The organism is Aequorivita soesokkakensis (genome assembly GCF_001641085.1).
Taxonomy (GTDB): Bacteria; Bacteroidota; Bacteroidia; order Flavobacteriales; family Flavobacteriaceae; genus Aequorivita; species Aequorivita soesokkakensis.
Genome location: NZ_LXIE01000048.1, coordinates 16,467 through 40,154 on the forward strand (window position 1 = coordinate 16,467; position 23,688 = coordinate 40,154).

Annotated in this window: 23 protein-coding genes; 14 read left to right on the plus strand and 9 right to left on the minus strand. The window is 38.0% G+C overall.

What is annotated here, in order from left to right:
- The first annotated feature begins 78 nt into the window (after nt 1-78).
- Nucleotides 79-1,341 carry a peptidase T gene (gene pepT, locus A7A78_RS12805; protein ID WP_068762861.1) on the plus strand — a complete coding sequence of 421 codons (1,263 nt, stop codon included), beginning with the start codon at nt 79-81 and terminating at the stop codon, nt 1,339-1,341.
- A gap of 147 nt (nt 1,342-1,488) precedes the next feature.
- Here pepT and yajC read toward each other — a convergent pair whose 3' ends face one another.
- The 4 genes from yajC to A7A78_RS12825 form a co-directional block, all read right to left on the minus strand.
- Nucleotides 1,489-1,779 (minus strand): preprotein translocase subunit YajC, encoded by a 291-nt coding sequence (gene yajC / locus A7A78_RS12810; RefSeq protein ID WP_068762862.1) that lies wholly within the window; start codon nt 1,777-1,779, stop codon nt 1,489-1,491.
- A 22-nt stretch (nt 1,780-1,801) separates the two neighbouring features.
- The gene (locus tag A7A78_RS12815; RefSeq protein WP_068762863.1) at nt 1,802-2,284 is read right to left on the minus strand and encodes a DUF1573 domain-containing protein; all 483 of its coding nucleotides are present in this window, start codon (nt 2,282-2,284) and stop codon (nt 1,802-1,804) included.
- Between the two features lie 54 nt (nt 2,285-2,338).
- Nucleotides 2,339-3,283, minus strand: coding sequence for a transcription antitermination factor NusB (gene nusB / locus A7A78_RS12820; RefSeq protein ID WP_068762893.1), 945 nt, complete (start codon nt 3,281-3,283; stop codon nt 2,339-2,341).
- A gap of 88 nt (nt 3,284-3,371) precedes the next feature.
- On the minus strand, nt 3,372-4,469 hold the full coding sequence (locus tag A7A78_RS12825; RefSeq protein WP_068762864.1) for a Glu/Leu/Phe/Val family dehydrogenase: 1,098 nt from the start codon (nt 4,467-4,469) through the stop codon (nt 3,372-3,374).
- Nucleotides 4,470-4,585: 116 nt separating this feature from the next.
- Between A7A78_RS12825 and A7A78_RS12830 the strand changes: the two genes are divergently transcribed.
- From A7A78_RS12830 to A7A78_RS12855, 6 genes are all read left to right on the plus strand, one after another.
- Entirely contained in the window at nt 4,586-6,340 is a 1,755-nt protein-coding gene (locus tag A7A78_RS12830) for an ABC transporter ATP-binding protein (RefSeq protein WP_068762865.1), read from the plus strand.
- Between the two features lie 68 nt (nt 6,341-6,408).
- Nucleotides 6,409-6,804, plus strand: coding sequence for a PUR family DNA/RNA-binding protein (locus A7A78_RS12835; RefSeq protein WP_068762866.1), 396 nt, complete (start codon nt 6,409-6,411; stop codon nt 6,802-6,804).
- A 128-nt stretch (nt 6,805-6,932) separates the two neighbouring features.
- Complete coding sequence (locus A7A78_RS12840) at nt 6,933-8,546, plus strand: phytoene desaturase family protein (protein ID WP_068762867.1); 1,614 nt, start codon at nt 6,933-6,935, stop codon at nt 8,544-8,546.
- Between the two features lie 173 nt (nt 8,547-8,719).
- Nucleotides 8,720-10,336, plus strand: coding sequence for a SulP family inorganic anion transporter (locus A7A78_RS12845; RefSeq protein WP_068762868.1), 1,617 nt, complete (start codon nt 8,720-8,722; stop codon nt 10,334-10,336).
- Nucleotides 10,337-10,439: 103 nt separating this feature from the next.
- Nucleotides 10,440-10,862: a transporter substrate-binding domain-containing protein gene (locus tag A7A78_RS12850; protein WP_068762869.1), complete on the plus strand. Its 423-nt coding sequence runs from the start codon at nt 10,440-10,442 to the stop codon at nt 10,860-10,862.
- Nucleotides 10,859-11,821, plus strand: coding sequence for a cation diffusion facilitator family transporter (locus tag A7A78_RS12855; protein WP_068762870.1), 963 nt, complete (start codon nt 10,859-10,861; stop codon nt 11,819-11,821). The genes A7A78_RS12850 and A7A78_RS12855 overlap by 4 nt, the downstream gene beginning before the upstream one ends.
- Before the next feature lie 12 nt (nt 11,822-11,833).
- On the opposite strand, the gene A7A78_RS12860 is transcribed toward A7A78_RS12855, so the two are convergent.
- Genes A7A78_RS12860 through A7A78_RS12870 form a run of 3 tightly spaced genes read right to left on the minus strand, consistent with a single transcriptional unit; the run spans nt 11,834 to nt 13,024 of the window.
- Nucleotides 11,834-12,340, minus strand: a complete 507-nt coding sequence (locus A7A78_RS12860; protein WP_068762871.1) for a DUF6265 family protein — start codon at nt 12,338-12,340, stop codon at nt 11,834-11,836.
- A 44-nt stretch (nt 12,341-12,384) separates the two neighbouring features.
- Entirely contained in the window at nt 12,385-12,723 is a 339-nt protein-coding gene (locus tag A7A78_RS12865) for a tRNA-binding protein (protein WP_068762872.1), read from the minus strand.
- Nucleotides 12,713-13,024 carry a phosphoribosylpyrophosphate synthetase gene (locus A7A78_RS12870; protein WP_068762873.1) on the minus strand — a complete coding sequence of 104 codons (312 nt, stop codon included), beginning with the start codon at nt 13,022-13,024 and terminating at the stop codon, nt 12,713-12,715. Before A7A78_RS12870 ends, A7A78_RS12865 begins: the two co-directional genes overlap by 11 nt.
- Nucleotides 13,025-13,225: 201 nt before the next feature.
- Between A7A78_RS12870 and A7A78_RS12875 the strand changes: the two genes are divergently transcribed.
- On the plus strand, nt 13,226-13,780 hold the full coding sequence (locus A7A78_RS12875) for a thioredoxin family protein (RefSeq protein ID WP_068762874.1): 555 nt from the start codon (nt 13,226-13,228) through the stop codon (nt 13,778-13,780).
- 75 nt (nt 13,781-13,855) lie between these two features.
- Here the strand turns inward: A7A78_RS12875 and A7A78_RS12880 are convergent, their stop codons facing one another.
- Nucleotides 13,856-14,389 (minus strand): YfiT family bacillithiol transferase, encoded by a 534-nt coding sequence (locus A7A78_RS12880; protein ID WP_068762875.1) that lies wholly within the window; start codon nt 14,387-14,389, stop codon nt 13,856-13,858.
- Between the two features lie 106 nt (nt 14,390-14,495).
- A complete protein-coding gene (locus A7A78_RS12885; protein ID WP_068762876.1) occupies nt 14,496-15,428 on the minus strand; it encodes a peptidylprolyl isomerase in 933 nt (310 codons plus the stop codon).
- 532 nt (nt 15,429-15,960) lie between these two features.
- Here A7A78_RS12885 and A7A78_RS12890 point away from each other — a divergent pair.
- From A7A78_RS12890 to A7A78_RS12915, 6 genes are all read left to right on the plus strand, one after another.
- The gene (locus A7A78_RS12890; RefSeq protein WP_068762877.1) at nt 15,961-16,761 is read left to right on the plus strand and encodes an alpha/beta hydrolase; all 801 of its coding nucleotides are present in this window, start codon (nt 15,961-15,963) and stop codon (nt 16,759-16,761) included.
- A 245-nt stretch (nt 16,762-17,006) separates the two neighbouring features.
- Nucleotides 17,007-18,584, plus strand: coding sequence for a T9SS type A sorting domain-containing protein (locus A7A78_RS12895; RefSeq protein WP_068762878.1), 1,578 nt, complete (start codon nt 17,007-17,009; stop codon nt 18,582-18,584).
- A 168-nt stretch (nt 18,585-18,752) separates the two neighbouring features.
- Nucleotides 18,753-19,244 (plus strand): hypothetical protein, encoded by a 492-nt coding sequence (locus A7A78_RS12900; protein WP_068762879.1) that lies wholly within the window; start codon nt 18,753-18,755, stop codon nt 19,242-19,244.
- A 211-nt stretch (nt 19,245-19,455) separates the two neighbouring features.
- Complete coding sequence (locus tag A7A78_RS12905; RefSeq protein WP_068762880.1) at nt 19,456-20,352, plus strand: ABC transporter ATP-binding protein; 897 nt, start codon at nt 19,456-19,458, stop codon at nt 20,350-20,352.
- Between the two features lie 6 nt (nt 20,353-20,358).
- The gene (locus A7A78_RS12910) at nt 20,359-21,195 is read left to right on the plus strand and encodes an ABC transporter permease (protein ID WP_068762881.1); all 837 of its coding nucleotides are present in this window, start codon (nt 20,359-20,361) and stop codon (nt 21,193-21,195) included.
- Nucleotides 21,196-21,255: 60 nt separating this feature from the next.
- Nucleotides 21,256-23,682: a T9SS type B sorting domain-containing protein gene (locus A7A78_RS12915; protein WP_068762882.1), complete on the plus strand. Its 2,427-nt coding sequence runs from the start codon at nt 21,256-21,258 to the stop codon at nt 23,680-23,682.
- Nucleotides 23,683-23,688 lie beyond the last annotated feature (6 nt).

Here is a 23,688-nt window from a genome sequence, read left to right on the forward strand (position 1 = left end):
AAATGTGGTACAAAAATACACTAATCTATGTATTTGTTATTTTGAATATGCTTTATTTTGCAGTGTAAAAGAAAAGCTATGATTGAAAAACAACACATTATTGAACGCTTTAAAAGCTATGTAACAATTGACACTGAAAGTGATCCAAACAGTGACAGTACGCCAAGCACCAAAAAACAATGGGATCTCGCCAATAAACTGGCCGAGGAACTGAAACAGATAGGAATGGAAGACGTGAGCATTGATGAGAATGCTTACATTATGGCAACTTTGCCTTCTAACGTTTCGCATCCCGTTCCGGTTATCGGGTTTGTTTCCCACTTTGATACTTCGCCAGATTTTACTGGCGCAAATGTGAAACCACAAATTATTGAAAATTATAACGGAAAAGATATAGTGCTGAATAAAGAACAGGATATCGTTCTTTCTCCAGATTATTTTGAGGATTTATTGCTTTACAAAGGCCAGACGTTAATTACAACAGACGGAACAACGCTTTTGGGTGCAGATGATAAAGCGGGAATTACAGAAATTGTTTCGGCTATGGAATACTTAATCAACCATCCAGAAATTAAACACGGAAAAATTCGTGTAGGTTTTACGCCCGATGAAGAAATTGGCCGTGGCGCACATAAATTTGATGTGGAAAAATTCGGTGCTGATTGGGCTTACACTATGGACGGTAGCCAAGTTGGCGAACTGGAATATGAAAACTTTAACGCAGCTGGTGCGGTGGTTACCGTAAAAGGGAAAATTGTTCATCCAGGGTATGCAAAGGGAAAAATGGTGAACAGTATGTATATCGCTACAGACTATATTAACTCGCTTCCAAGACTTGAAACCCCAGAACATACTGAAGGCCGCGAGGGATTTTTTCACCTTCACGGCATCAAAGGAACTGTTGATGAAACCAAAATTCAATACATTATCCGTGATCACGATAGAAAGCATTTTGAAGCACGAAAGGAGATGATCCAAAAATTAGCAGACGAGCTAAATGAGCAATTTGAAATGGAGGTCGTTACAGTTGAAATAAAAGACCAGTATTTCAATATGCGTGAAAAGATTGAACCTGTAATGCATATTGTGAAAATTGCAAAACAAGCAATGGAGCAAGCAGGTATTGAGCCTTTAATAAAACCTATTCGCGGTGGTACAGATGGCTCACAGTTAAGTTTTATGGGTCTTCCCTGCCCAAACATCTTTGCAGGAGGGCACAATTTTCACGGAAGGTATGAGTACGTTCCTGTGGAAAGTATGATAAAGGCTGTTGAAGTTATTGTAAATATTGCACAAATTACAGCGCAAGATCTTTCAAAATTTAAAAAAGAAGAGGAATAAAGAAAATCAAATTTCAAATCACAAATCACAAATTACAAAACCGATAACTGATAACTGATAACTGATAACTGATAACTGATAAAAAAGAAACTCCCTCAACTATATAAAAATAGTGAGGGAGTTTTTATTTAAAAAAGGAACAATTTACTATTTTTTCTCTATTAGAGGAGCATTCAACTTTGCAGTTTTTTCCATAGAAATAGCCGATCTTTCAAACTTTATTTTTCCGGCACCACATTCAATAATACAGGTTCCGTCATCATTAAGTTCAAGTAACCTACCATGGATGCCTCCCATAGTTATCACTTTGTCGCCTTTTTTAAGTTGGCTGGCAAACTGTTTTTCCTGTTTGGCTTTTTTCATTTGTGGACGTATCAAGAAAAGATACATTACCAAAAACAAAAGGATAATAGGTAAAAAATCGGTTATATTTTGCATAGCAATTTATTAATCAAAAATATTATGTAGTTGGAACTTTCACTGGAGAACCAGCAGCACCAGCTTTAGGAGTTACGAAAGCTTTAATAGTTAAAGTTTCGGTTCCTGCTTTAGTGTTTGTTGTAAGTGTTACTGTTTTGCTTACTTGGTTTTGGCCACTTCCGTTGAATTTTACCAATAATTGACCGTCAGCACCTGGTGCAACTGGTTCTTTGGTATATTCTGGAATAGTACAACCACAGCTACTTTTTGCGTTTACGATCATCAAAGGAGCCTCACCTGTATTTTTGAATTTAAAAATGTGTTCAACTGGAGTACCTTGATCGATAGTTCCGAAATCAAACTGGTTTTCTTCAAAAGTAATTACAGGAAATTTACCCGATTCCGCATCACGAGCTTCAGCAGTGGCAACGTTTTCTTCATTAACTTTTTCTGCAGCATTGTCTTTACAAGAAGAAAAGGCAAAAACAGATAGTACAGCTACTATTAAAATTGATTTTTTCATGATAATTAAAATTTTTAAGTTTTTAGCACGCCAAAAGTAGGTATTTTTTTGCTTTTATTGAAGCCCACGCCCAATTTTATTCAATTTGCCTTCTTCTGTAAATTCCTTCACTATTTTGTCTAAAATACCGTTGACGAAGATGCTACTTTTTGGGGTTGAATATTCTTTAGAAACTTCCAAATATTCATTGATGGTAGCCCTAACGGGAATTGATGGAAAATACAAAAACTCCGCAATGCCCATTTTCAGAATTATCATATCCACATCGGCAATTCGGTCTTGGTCCCAGTTTGGGGTTTTGCCTTCTATCTGTGCATTTAGCTTGTCTTCATTCAAAATTACTTTTCTGAAAAGTTGCAGCGCATATTCACGATCTTCTTCATTCTTATAAAGATTAGGAACCAAAAGTGTAGAAGCATTTTTCTCTGAAAGCTTGCCAAGCATTTTTACTATTGCAGTGTTCACAATTGGAAAATCATCAACCCAAGTCAATCGCTTATCTTCCAAATAGTCATATAGTTTTTCATTGGGCGCGATCACTTCCTTAAAAACCTTGGCCACAAAATCTTGGTCTTCTTTAAATGTGGTTTCTTTTTTAGATAGGTAGGTTTCGTACCATTCCAATTGGCGCAATTCTTTTAAAATTATATTTACATACTCGCCGTCCAGTGACCAGTAATTGAGTTTTTTCTTTTCAATTACGTCTGTAAAAGCAGTGTTGTTGGCAATAAGCCGTATTAATTTGTTATCAACAAATATCCGACTCGGGTTTTTTTCTGAAACGGTGGCAAGATGCTTTTTTTGGGAAATTAAAAGATAATTATCAGCTTGTTCCTGAAGGGAAACCAATAATTGCAAAAGCAACAAATAAAGATCCAGCATTTGGTCTATGCTGTGTAGCAAAAATTTTTCTTGCGAATCTATATTCGGGTTTTCACTTTGATTGTAAGCGTAAACGGATTGCAAAACTTTTACTCGGATATGTCTTCTTGTAAGCATATATTTTTTTGAAAGAACTGGTTTAAAGAAACAACGCACAAGAATTTTCCTGTGCGTTGCAAAGATAGTGTTTTAAGAAAAAGGAAATCTATTTTTCGTTTTTTCTTGCATCAATTCTAGCCTGGGCAATGTTAAAGGCTGCTTGATGGGTTGTAATATTATTTATTTCAGCGTTCTTTAAAATCTCAAGGGTTGTATTGTATATGTTTTCTGTTTTACGCATTATTTCCTTTCGATCATAATTTTCAAGTTCTGCATAAACATTGATAATTCCACCTGCATTTATCAAGAAATCCGGTGCATACACAATGCCCTTTTCACGAAGCATTTTTCCATGCTTTTGCTCTTCGGCCAACTGATTGTTTGCTGCACCTGCAATAATTTTTGTGTTCAACTGATTTATGGTGAAATCATTTACGGTTGCACCCAAAGCACACGGGGCATAAATGTCCATTTTCTCTGCATAAAGGTTGTTTCCGCCGTAAATTTCAACGCTGTATTTGTCGCGTACTTCTTCCAAACGTTCTTGGTTGATGTCTGAAATATATACCTTGGCTCCTTCATTGCTCAAGTTTTCAACCAAAGCTTCGCCCACGTTTCCAATTCCCTGCACATAAACCACTTTATCTTCAAGTACATCGCTTCCAAAAGTGTATTTTGCCGCAGCTTTCATTCCCATAAAAACGCCATAAGCGGTAACTGGCGAAGGATTTCCAGCACCTCCTTTAGATTCTGAAATTCCAGTTACATACGGAGTTACGGTTCTCACCAAATCCATATCAGAAGTTGCCATTCCCACATCTTCGGCTGTAATATATTTTCCACCTAAGGAATTTACAAACTCACCAAACTTCAACATCAATTCTGGTGTTTTTTGTGTTTTTGCATCACCGATCAAAACTGCTTTTCCACCACCAAGATTTAAACCGGTGATAGCGCTTTTATAGGTCATTCCTCGCGAAAGACGCAGCACGTCGTTCAATGCTTCCCATTCGCTGGTGTAATTCCACATTCTGGTGCCGCCCAAAGCTGGTCCCAAAACCGTATTGTGAATACCAATTATTGCTTTTAAACCAGTATCTTTGTCGTTACAAAAAACAATCTGTTCGTGATTGTCAAAAGAAAGTTGCCCAAAAACTGGGTCCATTTTATGAAGTTCGTTTGTTTTAATTACCTCAGTCACCATAATATTTTATTTTTGTGTATCTTCTAAAAAGGCGGTGCAAAAGTAATTGTTTGTTGTTGATTTCACAAAACATCGGCTGTTAAATTAAGAATATAAAAAATTGCCCTTTTTATAAAATGAAAGAATTAAAATATCTCAATAAATATTTAATTAAATATAGAGGACGACTGCTACTGGGTGTTGTCATAACCATTATTGCAACGGCTTTTAAATTAGCGGTGCCAATGAAAGTGGGCGATTCCATCACGATTGTGGATCAATACATTCAAGGTGAAGTTAATGACCTGGCTTCTGTAAAGCATCAACTTCTTATAAACGTTCTTTTATTACTTGGTGCAACTTTGCTTTCGGCTATTTTCACCTTTATAATGCGGCAGACCTTTATTGTGGTTTCCCGTTATGTGGAATACGACCTTAAAAACGAAATTTTTCAGCATTACGAAAAGCTTTCATTAGGCTTCTACAAACAAAACAGAACAGGCGATTTGATGAACCGCATAAGTGAAGATGTCTCTAAAGTACGCATGTATATTGGCCCGGCATTAATGTACAGCACTACCACAATCACGCTTTTTATTGTAGCAATTTCATATATGTTCTACAAAGCTCCAATACTAACTTTATACGCTATTGCACCTTTACCTCTACTTTCCTTTATAATTTATAAAGTAAGTATCATTATTAATCACCGAAGTACGATTGTGCAGCAATATCTTTCAAAACTCACCACTTTTACCCAGGAAAGTTTCAGCGGAATTGCAGTGATAAAAGCCTATGGAATTGAGCCGCGGACCAATGCAAACTTTGAGGAACTCGCCGAAGGAAGCAAGGTGAAAAATATAGATTTGGCAAAAGTTCAAGCGCTGTTTTTTCCATTGATGATGCTTTTAATTGGCATCAGTAATATTCTCGTGATATATGTTGGTGGAACAAAATACATCAGCGGCCAAATTGAATTTGGAACCATCGTTGAATTTTTGATTTATGTGAATATGCTAACCTGGCCGGTAGCTGTTGTGGGTTGGGTTACCTCAATGGTGCAACAGGCCGAAGCTTCGCAAAAACGTATAAACGAATTTTTGGAAACCGAGCCTACCATCCAAAATTTGGTGGAAGAAAGTACGCCGGTGGAAGGAAATATTGAATTCAACAAGCTCACATTTACCTATCCTGATACAGGAATCACAGCACTGAAAGATGTTTCTTTCACTATAAAACCTGGCGAAACATTGGCGATTGTCGGCAATACAGGTTCGGGAAAATCCACTATTCTGGAATTGATAGGAAGGCTGTATGATGTTGAAGAAGGAATGCTAAAAATTGACAGCACACCAATTAGAAAAGTAAACCTTACCGATTTGCGGGATAGTATTGGCTATGTGCCGCAAGATGCTTTTTTGTTTAGTGACTCGCTTAGAAATAACATTCGCTTTGGAAAGGAAAACGCTACCGAAGAAGAAGTAATTGAAGCCGCCAAAAACGCAGCCGTTCACCAAAACATTATTGGTTTCACTAAAGGGTACGATACTATTTTGGGGGAACGTGGAATCACTTTGAGCGGCGGACAGAAACAGCGCGTTTCTATTGCCCGTGCAATTATTAAAGATCCTCAAATTTTATTGTTTGACGATTGTCTTTCAGCCGTGGATACAGAAACTGAAGAAGAAATACTTCAAAACCTGCATAAAATTTCGGCAAACAAAACCACGATTATTGTGAGTCACCGCATTTCTTCAGCTAAAAATGCCAACAAAATCATTGTCTTGGAAGAAGGAAAAATAATCCAACAAGGAACACACAACGAGCTGGTAAATTCTGATGGCTACTATAAGGAATTATACGCAAAACAGCTTTTGGAAAAAGAAATGTAAATTTTACTTTGGCTGATTTGGTTTTTTTTTGGATTTTTGGCTAAACATAAGCAAAAAACCAAAAAATTATGAGCGACCAATATACGATGGAGCAAGAGGAAATTTTTTCAAAAGTAATGCGCGCCGGAAGACGTACTTATTTTTTTGATGTAAGGTCCACAAAAGCAGGGGATTTTTATCTAACCATTACCGAAAGCAAAAAATTTACAAACGATGATGGTTCCTACCATTATAAAAAACACAAAATCTACCTTTACAAAGAAGATTTCAGTGAGTTTAAGGATACCTTGGATGAAATGATAAACTACGTAATTGATGAAAAAGGCGAAGAAGTAATAAGCGAACGCCACCAAAAAGATTACAAAAAAGAAACTGATGACGTTTCCACAACTGCTGAAAAGATTTCAGAAAATGGGCAGCCAGACACCAGCAGCTTTACTGATATTGAATTTGACGATATTTAAATTTCATAAGTTATAAAACAAAACCGGCACGGTAAAAATCGCTGCCGGTTTTTTTATTTTCTGAATTAACGGAAGCTGAAATACTTTACTTATTTTTCAGAACCGAAAAAAACTTCTGAAAACACTTTATGGTTAACAAATACTACCAACCCTATAATCCCAATCTGGATTTTTCAGGATTGGACCATATTGTTGTTGGCAGCGGAATAGGCGGATTGACCGTCGCCACTTGGCTCGCAAAGAGTGGGAAAAAAGTTGCAATCTTTGAACGTCATTATGTTCCCGGTGGCTTTACGCATAGCTTTAAAAGAAAAGATGGTTTTCAATGGGACGTTGGCGTTCATTATGTGGGGAATATGGCAGAAGACTCTTCGCTTCGAGGTTTTTTCGATTTTTTGACAGATGGAAAACTGAAATGGGAATCCATGGGCGAAGTATACGATGTTGCACATATTGACGGCACAGAATATAAATTTAAAGCTGGAAAAGAAAACTTCAGAAAACAACTCATAAATTATTTTCCCGACGAAGAAAAAGCGATTGATGCCTATTTGGAACTCATTGCCAAAACTAACAAACGCGCAAGTATTTTCTTTTTTGAAAAGATTTTTGAACCTTGGTTCAGCAAGTCAGTTGGTTGGATTTTTAGAAAACGATATTCCAAGTTTTCACAAAGAACCACTTGGGAGGTTTTAAGTGAACTCACAAAAAACCAACGGTTGATTGCCGTGTTATGTGCCCAATGCGGCAATTACGGCCTTTCCCCAAAAAATAGCAGTTTTGGAGCGCACGCAATGGTTATCGGGCATTTTTTGGAAGGCGGCTACTACCCTATTGGCGGTGCAGACCAGATCTGCGAAAAAACCCTTGCGGTATTTACGGCACACGGCGGTAAAATTTTTATTAATGCAGATGTTACCGAAATCGTTACCAAAAACAATCGTGTTCAAGGAATTAACCTTGGCGAAAAATTCATTCCGTGCAAAAGTGTGATAAGCAACATTGGAGTGAACAATACCTTTAATTATCTCCTTTCGGAAGAAGACAGGAAAGTATGCAATTTCAGTCTAAAAAATGTGCAGCCCGCCAGTGCCCATATTTGTCTATATCTCGGATTAAATAAATCCAGCGAAGCTCTAAATCTTCCGAAGCACAATCTATGGTATTACAAACACGAAGGCATTGATAAAATATTTGACGAAGCCACTCTGGAAAATGCTCCCGAAAATTTTGCATATATCTCCTTCCCTTCCGCAAAAGATCCAAACTGGGAAACCAAAAACCCAGGCACGGCAACAATACAAGCCATTTCCGTGGGAAATATGGATTGGTTTGAAGAATTTAAAGATTCCTATTGGATGAAGCGTGGCGATGAATATTTAAAACTCAAAAAGAATTTTGAAGCCGAAATGCTAAAAATTCTATACAAATTTTTTCCGCAGATTGAGGGAACCATTGTGGCTTCCGAGGTTTCAACCCCGCTCTCTACAGAAAATTTCACAAATTATAAAAACGGCGAAATCTACGGTTTGGCACATTCCGCGGAACGATTCACGCTTCCTTTTTTACGCCCGAAAACAAAAATAAAAGGGCTTTTTTTAACTGGGCAGGATATAACATTGGTCGGTGTGGCAGGCGCCATGCTTTCAGGTTTGCTTTGTGCCACGGCCATTTTGAAATTCAATTCGTGGAAAATTTTTAAGGAAGTGAAGAGATCAAAAAATTCAGAATTTGGGTTTTGAGATTTGGAATTTGGAATTTGGGATTTGGAATTTGGGATTTGGGATTTGGGATTTGGGATTTGGGATTTGGGATTTTAAATAATTCCATTTTAATCTTAAGTCTTGTATCTTTCAGCGAAGCGGTCTTTAGTCTATTTTCAAAACCTTATATTTGCCGCCTTTAAAAAATAAAAATGCTCGCAAAATATTTATTATCCTTTACCCAAAACCCAAAAAACGATATTCTTTCAGGACTTACCGTAGCCTTGGCTTTGGTGCCTGAAGCCGTTGCCTTCGCTTTTGTTGCAGGAATTGACCCTTTGGTTGGTTTGTACGGAGCCTTTATAATGGGGGTTGTTACCGCCCTTTTCGGTGGACGTCCTGGAATGATTTCTGGCGCAACGGGCGCAATGGCCGTGGTGATGGTACATTTAATTCAAAAAGGGAATGAGGTTGGATTGACTATGGTTGATCCAGTTCAAAATCTCGGGCTGCAATGGCTTTTTATTACACTTTTATTTGTGGGTGCTATTCAGATTCTTGCAGGTGTTTTCAAATTGGGAAAATTTGTTAGACTTATTCCACACCCAGTAATGATGGGCTTTGTGAACGGTTTGGCAATCGTGATTTTCCTTTCGCAATTAGGCCTTTTTAAAGAAAGTCGCGGCACAGTTCCGCAATGGTTAACCGGCCCAGATTTATGGGTTATGTTGGCGTTGGTTGGATTGACAATGGGAATTATGTTCGGCTTGCCAAAGCTTACCAAAAAACTTCCCGCAGCATTGATAGCAATTATTGTTGTGGCTTGCATAACAATTTTCGGAGGTATTGATGTGAGCACCGTTGGCTCCTTTATTCGTGACGGTGGCGGTAGTGGTTTAAAAGGTTCACTTCCACATTTTCAAACACAGATATTTGGGTTTTTAGAAACATTAAACGGACATTGGGATTTAATACTTTCAACAGCATTTTTATTGGCTGCCGTAGGTTTAATTGAATCTTTAATGACGTTAAACCTAATAGACGAAATGACCGAAACCCGTGGAAGCGGAAATCGGGAATGTGTTGCCCAAGGTGGTGCAAATATTTTGAATGGGTTTTTCGGCGGAATGGGCGGTTGTGCTATGATCGGGCAATCCATTATCAACGTAAGTTCGGGCGGACGTGGCAGACTTTCGGGAGCTACGGCAGCAATTGCACTTTTATGTTTTGTGCTTTTCGGCGCTCCCTTGATTGAACAAATCCCCATCGCAGCTTTGGTGGGTGTTATGTTTATGGTGGTTATAGGCACTTTTGCGTGGAGCAGCTTTAGGATTCTCAATAAAATTCCAGTGGCAGATGCAATCGTTTTGATTACAGTTTCCGCAGTTACTGTTTGGCAGGATTTGGCCATTGCGGTTTTTGTGGGTGTAATTATGAGTGCCCTTGTTTTTGCATGGAAAAGCGCCACGATGATTCGCGCCCGAAAACGAATTAAGGAAGACGGTACGAAAGTTTATGAAATTTGGGGGCCGTTATTTTTTGGATCTACTTCAGCATTCAATACAAAATTTGATATTTCAACCGATCCAGATTCTATTGAAATAGACTTTATTGAGTCTAAAATTTCTGACCATTCTGGCGTGGAAGCTGTGCGAAATATAGCCAATAAATACATCGATGGCGGGAAGAACGTAAAACTAACGCACCTCAGCCCAGACTGTAAAGCACTTCTTTTAAAATGGAATCCAGAGTTTGAAACCATTATTGAAGATTCGGTGGAAGATCCCCGGTATTATGTGGTTACCGATACTTTGGATGCCGAAGCATAATTAGCTCCCAAAAAATCCTTTATAAAAAAAGTTCATTTCTGCATTTTAGCAAAAATTTATAATAGCCTTTTTAAGGTTCTTTATAAATTTATAAGAAAATAGTATGCGGAATTTTAAACATTTCGGGATGTTACTGCTGCTCGTATTATTTTTCGGCGCCTGCAACATCCCCAAAGACCCAAACAATTCATACGAAAACGCAAAAATATCTTCATTGCGCGTGGGTATTGTTTCAAAAACAGATTCCACCACAACTTCTTTCGAAAAAAAACTTGTAGCGAATTTTGCAGAACAAGAAAAGATGCAAACCCAATTCACCACAGACAATGAAACGGAATTGGTAAAAAAACTCGAAAATTACCAATTGGATATTGTTCTGGGCGGTTTCGAAAAAAAATCAAATTGGAAAACCAAAGTTGGAATGACCAAACCCTATGATGACAATCACGTTCTGTTTATACCTCGGGGCGAAAACCGCTTGCTTTATCAGCTTGAAAAATTCCTTGATAAAAACCAAAAACCATGAGAGCAGAAGCCTTTGAACTTCCAGAACATTTAAAGGAAAAACTATCGAAAGCCAAAAAACTGGAATGGATTACCATACTATATTTGGTAACGGTTGTTGTAATTATGTATTTGGTTATGGGTTCTTCCCAAGCAATGAAAACCGCTTGGCTGGAAGATGCGCTGAGTATGGTTCCGGCAATTTCATTTTTGATAGCTTCCCGCATTTACAACAAAAAGCCTACCCGAAAATTTCAATATGGCTTTCACCGTGTATTCAGCATTGCATTTTTAACGGGAAGCGTTGCCCTCTTTGGAATGGGACTTTTTCTTTTAGTAGATTCCGCTATAACGCTGATAAAGGCAGAACACGCCACTATTGGGACCATGGTGTTGTTTGGGAAACAAATTTGGATGGGTTGGATTATGATTGCAGCATTAATATATAGTTCACTGCCAGCAATGTATTTGGGTTATAAGAAATTGCCGCTCGCAAAAAAGCTTCACAATAAAATTCTTTATACCGATGCCAATGCACAAAAAGCCGATTATATGACCGGATTCGCCGCAATGGTTGGAATTCTGGGACTCGGTATGGGCTGGTGGTGGGCAGATGCCAGCGCGGCACTGTTTATTTCCTTTTCCGTTTTGAAGGATGGCTATACCAATTTAAAAGATGCAGTAGAAGATTTAATGGACAGAAAGCCGCTACATATTGAAGATGACAAACCCGACGAATTGGTGGAAAAAGTTGAAAGTTTTGTAAAATCCTGGGATTGGGTGAAAAATGCCAAGGCACGGTTTCGGGAAGAGGGACAGGTATATTTTGGCGATGTACAGGTCATTGTGAAATCAGGCACAGGCGTTTCCAAATCAATTGAAATAGGATTGGAAAAACTTCACGAATTTCATTGGAAGATTTATGATGTAACCATAATGCCCGTTAATGAAATTAAAGATTATTCTGAAAAGCAATCTTAAATTTCAAAACTTCTATTGTCTCGAAAAGTGAAAATCAATCTTTCTCAATTCTCCATCTACCTGGCCTTCAATCCACGCGTGGAGTGAATCTTTGGCAGGATTTGAATAAGTAATGCGTTGTGGAAAATCGTGGTTTTTATTTTCAAAGGTAAACTGTCCATTTTCCGAAGAAATCATTTTGAATGAAACTGGTTTTGAATCTTTTTGATTTGCTGTTGCCACAGTAAGCACCAAGTCTTCTCCTTTTTTCTCCAATGCCATAGTTTCCGCAAAAACAACTTTCCCATCCACTTCAACAAAGCTATAAGCCGTTAAAGTGCTGGCATTTTCTGCAGACCAGGTTTCTTGTGAATACTCCGCGGCGTTTTGGTTAACCCAAGTTCCCAAAAGCCACTGCAATTCCTCTATTTTTTCAGAACTTTTGGCAACAATTTCTGTTTCGGATTTTTCTGCTTCTGAACTGTTTTTACAGGAGTTTAGTAATAGCGGAAACACTAAAAACAACAAATACTTTTTCATAGGTTTAGGTTTTGTTCGGTGAAGGTATTGAAAAAAGCTTTTAGCTATAGAATTCTTAAGCCATTCTGAACTTCTTTTCCTGGCTGTAAAAGCGTTACGTTTTTCCCTTCCACAGCGCCCAATACAAGACATTCGCTCATAAAATTGGCAATCTGTTTCTTCGGGAAATTCACCACGGCAATTACTTGTTTCCCTATTAATTCCTCTTTTGAATACAGGGAAGTAATCTGCGCCGATGTTTTCCTTTTCCCAAGTTCGCTTCCAAAATCTACTAAAAGTTGATACGAAGGATTTCGAGCTTCGGGAAAATCGTTAGCTTCAATAATGGTTCCCACGCGCATTTCAACCTTTTCAAAATCGGCCCAAGAAAGATTATTCGTCATGATGAATGGTAAGTTTTTTAATCATTTCAGGGGAAATCTCGCCTTGGTCTGCGCCGTAAACATCAACGAGCAAACCTTTCTTTCCATCGTGGGTTTCAATCAAATAAAGAATTGTATTATCCCCAGGATCGGTCATTCCTTCGAAACGATAGAATTTAACAACGTCCAATTCGCCTGCCTTCCATTGCTTTTTAAGGTTTTTGGATTCTATGCCTTCGCCCACTAGATTAAAATCTTCTGTAAAACCGTGATTTTGCAAATCTTCAATGGCCACGGATAGTGATGAATATGAGTTTTTCATAAGTTTAATTTTAGATTTTAAAGTTAATGGAGATATTTTGCAACGGCAAAGTTTTATAAATTCTTTAATAGAAAAGTTTAAAAGTTGAGGAGTTTAAGAGTTTAGAAGCGAATAACCCATTAACTTAATAACTCAATAACTTAGTGATTCAAAAATCGTAACTTTAAACCATAGTTTACAACCAATATAGAAAAGAAGAAAATGGCAAGAACAGAATCTAAAATGCTTCCCTTGGGAACCAAAGCGCCAGATTTTACATTGATCAACGCTATAACGGCAAAACCGGTTTCACTAAAAGACGTTCGTGGCGAAAAAGGTACGGTGGTTATGTTTATCTGCAATCACTGCCCTTTTGTGAAACACGTAAACGAAGAAATTGTGCGCCTCTGCAATGATTATCGGGTTACAGGTTTTGGGTTTGTTGCTATTAGCAGTAACGATGTAATCAATTATCCAGACGATTCACCTGCCGAAATGTGGCGGACAGCTCAAAAGCATAGTTACCCATTTCCTTATTTATACGATGAAACCCAAGAAGTGGCAAAAGCATACGATGCTGCTTGCACTCCGGATTTCTACCTTTTTGATGATGCATTGAAACTTGTTTATAGAGGTCAATTAGACAATTCCCGTCCCGGAAATGGCATTCCCGTAAACGGTCGCGACCTTCGCGAAGCATTGGACAATATCCTTAATAACAATCCGCAACGGAAGGATCAAAAACCGAGTATTGGGTGTAATATTAAGTGGAAATAGCCCCCTAACCCCCGAAGGGGGAATTTCATACGCTTCGCTAATAAGCTCCTCCCCTTTGGGGAGGCTGGGAGGGGCTTACCACCCTTCCCTTTTCAGCAGGTTTTCTATATGTGCGTAATGATGGTTGCTGTGCCAAGCGTAGCTGCCAACGGTTTCTGCAAGGGTATAATTGCGATTGCGAGCTGGATGGTGAAATTCTTTTAGCAATTGCTCCTGTGACAATCCCTTTACCAAATAAACCCATTTTGCGTGCAAAGCGCTTATTGCGGCCAAAGACAAGTCAATTGGCGCATTTTTGGCATCAGCGGTTTCTGCCCAAGCCTTTTCATCATAGACTTTTATGGTCGGCAATGCTTCAGTCAATGCCCATTTAAAACGGTTATAGGCATTGTGATGGCTGTCATAAACGTGATGGATTGTTTGACGAACCGTCCAACCTTCAGGCCTATAAGGGGTATTTAACTGATCATTGGAAAGCTTGCTCACTAAATTTTCAAATCGGCTTGGAAAATGTTCCAAAATAGAAATCCAAGCTTCCAGTTTTTCAGCAGTGATGTTTGAAGGGCAATCGAACTTACCGATTGGGTATTTAAGTTTTTCAATTTCCATTAGTGAATTGGTGAATTAGTGAATATGTGAGTCTGTGAATTAGTGAATTCGGGATTATTGATTTGAATTAACAAAGCCCTAATCCCTCATCGCTAATTCCTAATACCTATTTAACATCCATCAATTCCACATCAAAAATCAAGGATGCGTTTGGAGGAATAACCCCGCCAGCTCCGCGCTCGCCATAACCTAAATGTGAAGGGATTACAAAACGGGCCTTATCGCCTACTTGTAATAATTGAATGCCTTCATCCCAACCAGAGATTACCTGCCCAACGCCCAATTGAAAGTCGATTGGCTGTTTTCTTTTGTATGATGAATCAAACTCGGTTCCATCAGTCAGCGCACCTTTGTAATGTACTGAAACAGTTTTTCCTTTTTCAGCTTTTTTCCCGCTTCCTTTTTGGATTATTTTGTAAAGAAGTCCGCTATCCGTTCTATCAAAACCTTCTGAAACTTTCTTTAGTTCAGCTTCCTCTTTTGCTTTTTTTGCGGCAATGCGCTGTTCTCTTTCACCTGTAAAACTTCTAAAAGCCTCAACAGCGTTCCATTTTTTAGCTTCCTCACCTACACGGATTATTTCAACTTTCTGCATTGTATCGCCTTGTGCAACGCTATCAACAACATCTTGTCCTTCTACTACATTTCCAAATACGGTGTGTTTATCGTCCAACCAAGGGGTTGCAACGTGGGTGATAAAAAATTGGCTCCCATTGCTTGATGGGCCAGAGTTTGCCATTGAAAGAACGCCCGGCGTGTCGTGGCGAAGGTCTTGATGGAACTCATCCTCAAAATCGTAACCCGGTCCGCCAGAACCTGTTCCTTTTGGATCGCCGCCCTGAATCATAAAATCTGGGATTACACGGTGAAATTTCAAACCGTCATAATAGGGTGTTCCCTGTGGTTTTGCTGAATTTTCCAAGTTCCCTTCAGCCAAGGCCACAAAGTTTCCAACCGTTCCCGGGGTTTTATCGTGCGTAAGTTTTATAAGAATTTCTCCTTTTTCTGTCGTTATTTTTGCGTAAATACCGTCTTGCATTTTTTGTTTTTTTAAATTGAAACGCAAAGGTAAGGAAATAGGAAGAAAGAATTACTAGCGACTAGCGATGAGGAATGAGCGATTAGGGTTCTACATACATGCGTTAGGGTTTTTTTATACTCCGTTAGGGTTCTATATACATACATTAGGGTTGTGGGACCTATCCGTTAGGGTTCTACATACATACGTTAGGGTTGTGGGACGTATCCGTTAGGGTTCTATATACATCCGTTAGGGTTGTGGGACGTATCCGTTAGGGTTGTGGGACGTATCCGTTAGGGTTGTGGGACGTATCCGTTAGGGTTCTGAACCCTAACACATGGTTTTAAGACCCAAACGCATGGTTAAAAGACCCAAACGGGAAGGATTGAATGGTATCTAGCGGGGTTTAGGAATTATATGAGAGGTTACTGAACGTATATAGAAGGGTTTGGAAAGGGTAAATTTGTATATTTGGAATTAAAGATACATTGGGTATAAATGCAATATTGCATTTATTCACATGTTGGCAACAATTTGAACAGAACACAAAATGAGAAACTATCTTTTACTTTTTGTATTTATTGGATTAATAAAAACATCCATCGGATTTTCTCAAGATGTGAATATCAAAATTGGAGTTAAAGACAGTATTCAATCAAAAATACTAAATGAGAACAGACAACTAATTATAAATATTCCAAGGGATTACGAAACTTCAACTAAAACCTATCCAGTACTCTATGTTTTAGACGGAAATGTAAGCGGTCTTTTGGATGCGATTGAAGCAACTCACGAGCTTGGAGCAGAATTTATAATAGTAGCTATTCCAAATACTGACCGTGACAGAGATATGATGCCAATAAGTACACCTACATACACAGTTGAGAATCCTGAAGCCAAAAAATTTCTCTCATTCATAGGAGATGAACTAATCCCTTATATCGAAAAAAACTATCGCTCAAATGATAAAAGGACAATTCGTGGCAGGTCTTTAAGCGGATTATTTGTAATGTATGCTTTTTTGGAAAAACCAGAATTGTTCGATAACTATATTGGAAATAGTGCAGGTTGGTATGCAGATATGAATTACTATTTTGGGCCTTTAACTGATAAGGCTTTCAAAAATAAAGACCAATTTATTGGTAAAACATTGTTCATTGCCAACTCATTAAATGACCCTTTTGACCCAAAAAAAGAAGTTCATAATGGAATACTCGAATTTTCAAATAAAGTGAAATCTGAATTAGGAGAGAGACTATCATACAAGTACGTAACTTATGACAATTATGGACACGTTCCTTTCCCGAGTTTTTATGACGGACTAAAATTCGTTTTGACAAATGAGAAATAAAAAACTGTTGCCAACAATGGCTATAAGTAATTGCTTGTTCTCGCCTACTTCTGAAAATCCTCGCGGATTTTCAGTTTGGTGTGTACTTGCAAAGTTAACCGCTAAACCACGCAACTACTCATAGCCGAGACCGTTACCATACATTTCAATACTCTTCAACATTATTGAATTTTGATGACTTTTATCATTTTTTCAAAATGAATTAAATAATACTTTTACACATATAACATTAAATAAATGGAAATATGAAAAATCTATTATTTATTATAATTACAGTTTTTAGCTATTGTTTATCATTCTCTCAAAACGTAGAATGGGAAAATATCTATCCTAATTATTTAACACTGGGCAAAGCATTAACCGTTGATTCTGATAACGACATTATTTCTGTCGCTAACGGTCTAAATGTTGGAGCTTATAACGAATATTTATATGTTCAAAAACATTCACCTCAAGGAAATCTCATTTGGAAAGATTCAATTAGCACTAGCGTTAGTAATAACTATCATTCAGCAACTTGGGTAGGAACTGACAACAATAAAGATATTTTTATAGTAGGATATAGGTTTACACTTTCAAACCAAAATGAAATACCTAATGCTATAAAAGTAATTAAATACTCTTCAAACGGTACATTGTTACAAAATACAACTATAACAGGTATCTTCAATAGAGATGGCAACACGAACCTTGGTCGCAGAAACGAATCTGTTTTAGATGAAAACGGAAATCTTTATATAGCAACTGCAGGAGCTACTGACACACAATCAGGTGCTGGTTTTGTGCTACTTAAATTTGATAATGATGCTAATTTGTTGTGGGAACGTTTACATAATTTTTCTAATGTCCACGGATTAAGAGGAATGGACTACAATAATGGTAAAGTAGTTCTGGTAGGAACAACAACAGTTACTGGTACTGATAACAAAGTTGCAGTTTGGGACCAAAACGGAAATTTTGTTTGGGCTTCCACCAATACTATTCCTAATCAAACTTGGGCAACTGATGTTTTGCTTGATGATTCAGGTAACACCTACACTTTATGCCAAAATTTTGGTTCAGCTTATAATGTCATTGAACTCACCAAATATAATCCATCTGGTACAGTTTTATATTCTGAACCTTTTGATATACAAGTAGCTGCAACTTCTGGCAGAATGGCTTTACTTCCTAATGGAAATATTGTTATTACAGGTACAAATTGGACAACTTCAGGAACAGGAAAATTACTTGTTGCTCAAGTTTCTACTGCGGATGCATCCATAATTAATAGCAGTTTAAATGATTTACCACAAATCAATAATTGGGTTTATGACATTAAAGCAACATCCAACGGAAATTACTATGTGGCTGGCAGAAGTGACAACAATGGTGGTTCACCAAGTTCAATGTTCCTGTATGCTTTTTCAGATTTAAATGGCTATGAATGGAACACTCTATACGAAACGCAGGGAACAAAACCGATGTCTGTAAAGACAGATATAGACGAAAACATTTATGTTCAAATTGAAAACACAAATACTGTTGTTAAATTTGGTAATAGTATTACACTTTCAATAACTGACAATTTACAAAATGAGAAGTTGAAAATTTATCCAAATCCAGTAACTTCTTGGGCAATTTTAGAATTCATCCATAAAGATATTACCAATGTAATTATATACGACGAATTAGGAAAAGTTGTTTACGAAGTTCCTAAAAATGAATTAAATCATACTATTAATAGAATAACACTTGATTTATCTGATTTTCAAAGTGGATTATATTTTTGCAAAATAGTAAATGGTAAGAACGTTCATACAGTTAAACTTATTAAAGAATAATCTTATTTGATAAGAATCAACGTATGGTAACACCGTGTATAATTAATGGCTAGTTCTCGCCTGCTTACGAAAATCCTTGCGGATTTTCTATTCGGTTTGTATTTGCTAAATTAGCGGCTTAAACACGCCACTAATCATACACAAACCGTTGTGCATAATGTGAAAACGATGATAAAGAAAATTCATTTAAGTTTAATTTTATTTGAAACGCTTGCTCTTTTTTTCTTAATCAATGGGATTCAAAGGTTGTATTTGGCCTCTCAAAGAGAAAAATTTAACGCAATTATGAGTGATGATCTGGATAAATATTATTCATTAACATCCTTAAAAGCAAGTGATTTTTTTATAGTTCGTGGATATTGGACTTTTGGAGCTTTTATTCTTGGAATTTTAATCATTGGAATAATAAACTGGAAAAACAAAATCAATATTATAAATTCAATTTTGACTTTTGTAATTGTACTTTTACTCTTTCCGACAGGTGTTTTTGTGAAAGGAATATTAAATAATTATCTGAATTATTTTTCTGGATTATTTAGTGAAAATTATAGCATTTCATTTTTAATTGGTGGAAGCATTCTATCATTAATTGGATTAATTATTTTGTGGAGAATTACTCACGCAAAAGAAAACACTATGCACAACAAAGAACTGAGTTAAAAAACAACTTAAGCAGTATATAAATCATCTATTGTCATCTTAACGTTTTCCAAACGACCCGTCAATCTTCACTCTTCGCTTTTCACTTTTCGCTTTTCGCTTTTCACTTTTCACTTTTCGCTTTTCGCTTTTCGCTTTTCGCTTTTCGCTAAAATGTAACAAAACGCTAACCCATTCGTCATACAACTAACAACCATCCAAAAACAATTCCGTGGAAAACATTCTCACCATAAATAATCTAACCAAGAAATTTGGCGCGCTAACTGCCGTGGATAATCTTTCCTTTTCAATTGAAAAAGGCAATGTTTACGGTATCCTCGGCCCAAATGGTAGCGGTAAAAGCACCACGCTGGGCATCGTCCTGAATGTGGTAAACAAAACCGCTGGCGACTTTAAATGGTTTGATGGCAACATCGATACGCACAACGCTTTAAAAAAGGTGGGCGCCATCATTGAACGCCCCAACTTTTACCCCTATATGACCGCCGTGCAAAACCTGCAATTGGTCTGTAAAATAAAGGAAGTTTCGGAAGAAAAGATTTCAGAAAAGCTGGAGCTCGTAGGGCTTTTGGATAGAAAGGACAGCAAGTTCAGCACCTTTTCCTTGGGAATGAAACAACGTTTGGCAATCGCTTCAGCTTTGTTGAATGATCCTGAAATACTGATTCTTGATGAGCCTACCAATGGTTTGGACCCGCAGGGAATCCACCAAATTCGGGAAATCATTAAAGTAATCGCCTCCCAGGGAACTACCATTTTATTGGCTTCGCATTTATTGGACGAGGTTGAAAAAGTCTGTACGCACGTAGTAATTCTTCGGAAAGGCGTAAGTCTTTATTCCGGCAGCGTGGACGGGATGAACGCCAGCCACGGTTTTCTTACTATGCAAAGCAACAATATGGAAAAGTTGCAAAATGCTTTGGAAGGAAATCCCGCTTTTGGCACCGTAAAGCGCGAGGGCGATTATTTAATTGCATACCTCAACAACCCGATGGACGCTTCGGAAGTGAACAAACTGCTTTTTGAAAAGGGCATCACCCTTAGCCACCTTGTGAAACGCAAGGAAAGCCTTGAAGAACAATTCCTTGAACTTACCAAACAAAACTAACCACCGATGCTACGATTATTAAATATAGAACTTCAGAAACTGCGCTATAACCGTGCTGCCAAGGTTATTTCGATAATCTATTTTGTGCTTATTACCTTCATTGCATTGATTTCTTCCATCGAGTTCAACTTTGGGGATTTCCACTTTCGGGTTGCCGATCAGGGAATTTTCAACTTTCCGTATATCTGGCATTTCAACACTTATGTGGCGGCCATCTTGAAATTGTTTTTAGCCATCGTAATTGTTTCTATGATGAGCAACGAGTACAGTTATAGAACCTTAAAACAAAACTTGATTGACGGCCTCAGCAAAAAGGAATTTGTACTTTCAAAGTTTTTGACCGTTCTATTGTTCTCGGTCATTTCCACGGTTTTTATTTTTTTGGTTTCTTTGATTCTCGGGCTGGCATTTTCAGATTATAATGAAATAGGCATCATTTTTAGCGATATGGAATACATAGGCGCTTATTTCATAAAACTTGTCGCCTTCTTCTCTTTCTGCCTTTTTCTTGGGGTTTTGGTGAAACGTTCTGCCTTTGCATTAGGTTTTTTGATTATATGGCAAATTGTGGAATGGTTGGGCTATGGCTTGATGAAATGGCAATTTTTCAAAGACACGGAAATTGCTGATAATGTTGCGCAATTCTTCCCTTTGAATGCAATGGCAAACCTTATAAAAGAACCACTTAGCCGTTTGGGCGCAATTCAGTCTGCTGCAAATCAATTGGGGGAAAATTTTACAAAAGATTATCAGGTTACGTGGCTGAATGTTATGATAGTTCTTGTCTGGACTTCCCTTTTTATCTACTGGTCCTATGCCATTCTAAAGAAAAGAGACTTGTAAAAAAGGAATCGTCCCGTTGATTTTTTGCCTATATTTAGCAAGCAATCAACCCTTATTTTTTTGAAGCGTTTCCTTTTTATACTTTGCTTTTTAATTTCCACAGTTGTCTTTCCGCAAGACATTGAGCTGTTTAAACAGTTTAATGGGCATTACGATTACACTGCTTTCGGAAATACTTTAAACATAGAGGAAAACGGCCAGGGCGGACAATGTTTTATTCTCACCAGTAGCAGTGCCGATTTTCAATTGCAGCCCAACCAAGAAGTGGTTGCTGCTTATTTGTATTGGGCCGGTTCTGGCCCGGGAGATTTCGAGGTTACTTTTAACCAAATTCCAATCAACGCGGAACGCACTTTCAACGTTACCTATAATAGTGGCGGACAGGACTATATCTATTTTTCAGCCTTTGCGGATGTTACCCAGCAAATTCAAACCACGGGAAATGGCCTTTATACACTTTCAGATTTAGACCTTACACTTGTAATTCCCGCATATTGCAGTCCGCCGGGCTCGGGCACCAACTTTGGCGGTTGGGCGGTAACGGTAGTTTATGAAGATGCCAGCCTGCCAAGCAATCAAGTGAATGTTTTTGACGGCTTGGAAAGTGTTTCCCAAAGTAACCAAACCTTAAACATAACCCTTGATAATTTGATGGTCCTTGACACCCAAGGTGCCAAAATAGGTTTCCTAGCTTGGGAAGGAGACCGGGGTTTGGCCATAAACGAAACCCTTCGCATTAACGGAAACATTCTAAGCAATCCACCGCTAAACCCTGCAGATAATGCCTTTAACGGCACCAACAGTTTTACGGGCAGCGATGTGCTTTACAATATGGATATTGATGTTTATCCCATTTCAAATTATATAAGTCCGGGTGATACTTCAGCTACAATCCAACTTACCAGCGGACAGGATTTTGTGATGGTGAATAATATAATTACGGTTTTAAATACCGAATTGCCCGATGCTACCATTACCATGGATAACATAATTGGTGGAACGGAATGTGGCAATCGGGAGCTTACAATAGATTATACCGTTTACAATTTGAATAGCACCGATGTTTTGCCTGCGGGAACCCCAATTGCTTTTTATGCAGATGAAACCTTAGTTGCTCAAAGTTCTACCGTGGCAATAATTCCTATTGACGGACAGGAAAGCGGAACTATCACTTTTACGGTTCCCAATGCTGTTGAAGCGGATTTTATTCTGAAAGCAGTGGTTGATGATACCGGAAATGGGACTGGAATTGTTGATGAAATTAACGAAGACAACAACGAAGACGAAACCGCAATACATTTGCTTTTAAATCCTGAAATTACTGGACTTCACAATCTGGAAACCTGCGATGTTATTGACGAGGAATTTTTTGACCTAACAGAAGCCACTTCACAAATAGACCCAATTTATGAATTGAGCTTTCACTTTTCAGAAGCAGATGCGCAGAACAACGAAAACCCAATTCCAAATCCTGAAAACTTCCAAAATACCGAAAACCCACAAACTATTTACATCCGCGTTTCAAACCCAGATTGTTTTCTAATTGACAGTTTTACGGTGGAAGTCCTGCCCTGCCCTTTGCCGGATGCGACCATTGAACTGCCAGAAATTTCAGCCTGCCGCGACCGTGTTTTATTACTTCCGTTTACGGTTTATAATTTGGAAGCTACAGCATCTTTGCCTGCAAATACCTCGATAGCTTTTTATTCGGATGGCGTCCTTTTGGGTCTTTCGCAAACGCAACAAACAATTCCAATTAACGGAAGTGAAAATGGCGAAATCGAACTCCTTTTACCCGAAAGTTTGCCCGATACATTTACCATCACTGCAGTTGTGGATGACGACGGCAATGGCAACGGCGCGGTGGAAGAACTTCGGGAGGACAATAACAGTTTTATGCAAACAATTTCTTTTGAAAGCATTCCTCCTATCCCAAATCTGCCAAATCTTTTGGAGTGCGACACAGGTTTTGACACGGCAATTTTTGATTTGACTGTTCAAGATGAATTAATTCGAACAGGCGTTGACGATGTAGTTCAATATTTCACTACTCCCGAAGATGCTTTGCAGAACACAAACCCTATCAGCAATCCATCAGAATATCAAAACGCCACTGACCCGCAAACCATTTATGTGCGTTTGGAAAACGAAATTTGTTTTGTCACCGCTTCCTTTTTATTGACCACGGAAAACTGTGCGCCTTTTATTCCGCAAGGTTTTTCGCCAAACAGTGATGGAATAAATGATGAATTTGAAATAAGCAATCTGCTAAACATTTACGAAAACTTTGAACTGAATATCTATTCCCGTGAAGGCAACCTAATACACACTTCCCATAATGCAGACGGTTTTTGGAATGGCGTGGCTACAAAAGGACTTCTTTTTACAGGAAACATTGTTCCGGTTGGTACCTATTATTATGTTTTGGTTTTAAATGACCCTAAATATCCTGAACCGTTTATTGGCTGGGTTTATGTGAATTATTGACAATTA

Excerpts from the sequence above, each read along its gene's own strand:
- pepT (WP_068762861.1), top strand. The coding sequence starts at position 79 with ATGATTGAAAAACAACACATTATTGAACGCTTTAAAAGCTATGTAACA.
- yajC (WP_068762862.1), bottom strand. The coding sequence starts at position 1,779 with ATGCAAAATATAACCGATTTTTTACCTATTATCCTTTTGTTTTTGGTA.
- A7A78_RS12815 (WP_068762863.1), bottom strand. The coding sequence starts at position 2,284 with ATGAAAAAATCAATTTTAATAGTAGCTGTACTATCTGTTTTTGCCTTT.
- nusB (WP_068762893.1), bottom strand. The coding sequence starts at position 3,283 with ATGCTTACAAGAAGACATATCCGAGTAAAAGTTTTGCAATCCGTTTAC.
- A7A78_RS12825 (WP_068762864.1), bottom strand. The coding sequence starts at position 4,469 with ATGGTGACTGAGGTAATTAAAACAAACGAACTTCATAAAATGGACCCA.
- A7A78_RS12830 (WP_068762865.1), top strand. The coding sequence starts at position 4,586 with ATGAAAGAATTAAAATATCTCAATAAATATTTAATTAAATATAGAGGA.
- A7A78_RS12835 (WP_068762866.1), top strand. The coding sequence starts at position 6,409 with ATGAGCGACCAATATACGATGGAGCAAGAGGAAATTTTTTCAAAAGTA.
- A7A78_RS12840 (WP_068762867.1), top strand. The coding sequence starts at position 6,933 with ATGGTTAACAAATACTACCAACCCTATAATCCCAATCTGGATTTTTCA.
- A7A78_RS12845 (WP_068762868.1), top strand. The coding sequence starts at position 8,720 with ATGCTCGCAAAATATTTATTATCCTTTACCCAAAACCCAAAAAACGAT.
- A7A78_RS12850 (WP_068762869.1), top strand. The coding sequence starts at position 10,440 with ATGCGGAATTTTAAACATTTCGGGATGTTACTGCTGCTCGTATTATTT.
- A7A78_RS12855 (WP_068762870.1), top strand. The coding sequence starts at position 10,859 with ATGAGAGCAGAAGCCTTTGAACTTCCAGAACATTTAAAGGAAAAACTA.
- A7A78_RS12860 (WP_068762871.1), bottom strand. The coding sequence starts at position 12,340 with ATGAAAAAGTATTTGTTGTTTTTAGTGTTTCCGCTATTACTAAACTCC.
- A7A78_RS12865 (WP_068762872.1), bottom strand. The coding sequence starts at position 12,723 with ATGACGAATAATCTTTCTTGGGCCGATTTTGAAAAGGTTGAAATGCGC.
- A7A78_RS12870 (WP_068762873.1), bottom strand. The coding sequence starts at position 13,024 with ATGAAAAACTCATATTCATCACTATCCGTGGCCATTGAAGATTTGCAA.
- A7A78_RS12875 (WP_068762874.1), top strand. The coding sequence starts at position 13,226 with ATGGCAAGAACAGAATCTAAAATGCTTCCCTTGGGAACCAAAGCGCCA.
- A7A78_RS12880 (WP_068762875.1), bottom strand. The coding sequence starts at position 14,389 with ATGGAAATTGAAAAACTTAAATACCCAATCGGTAAGTTCGATTGCCCT.
- A7A78_RS12885 (WP_068762876.1), bottom strand. The coding sequence starts at position 15,428 with ATGCAAGACGGTATTTACGCAAAAATAACGACAGAAAAAGGAGAAATT.
- A7A78_RS12890 (WP_068762877.1), top strand. The coding sequence starts at position 15,961 with ATGAGAAACTATCTTTTACTTTTTGTATTTATTGGATTAATAAAAACA.
- A7A78_RS12895 (WP_068762878.1), top strand. The coding sequence starts at position 17,007 with ATGAAAAATCTATTATTTATTATAATTACAGTTTTTAGCTATTGTTTA.
- A7A78_RS12900 (WP_068762879.1), top strand. The coding sequence starts at position 18,753 with ATGATAAAGAAAATTCATTTAAGTTTAATTTTATTTGAAACGCTTGCT.
- A7A78_RS12910 (WP_068762881.1), top strand. The coding sequence starts at position 20,359 with ATGCTACGATTATTAAATATAGAACTTCAGAAACTGCGCTATAACCGT.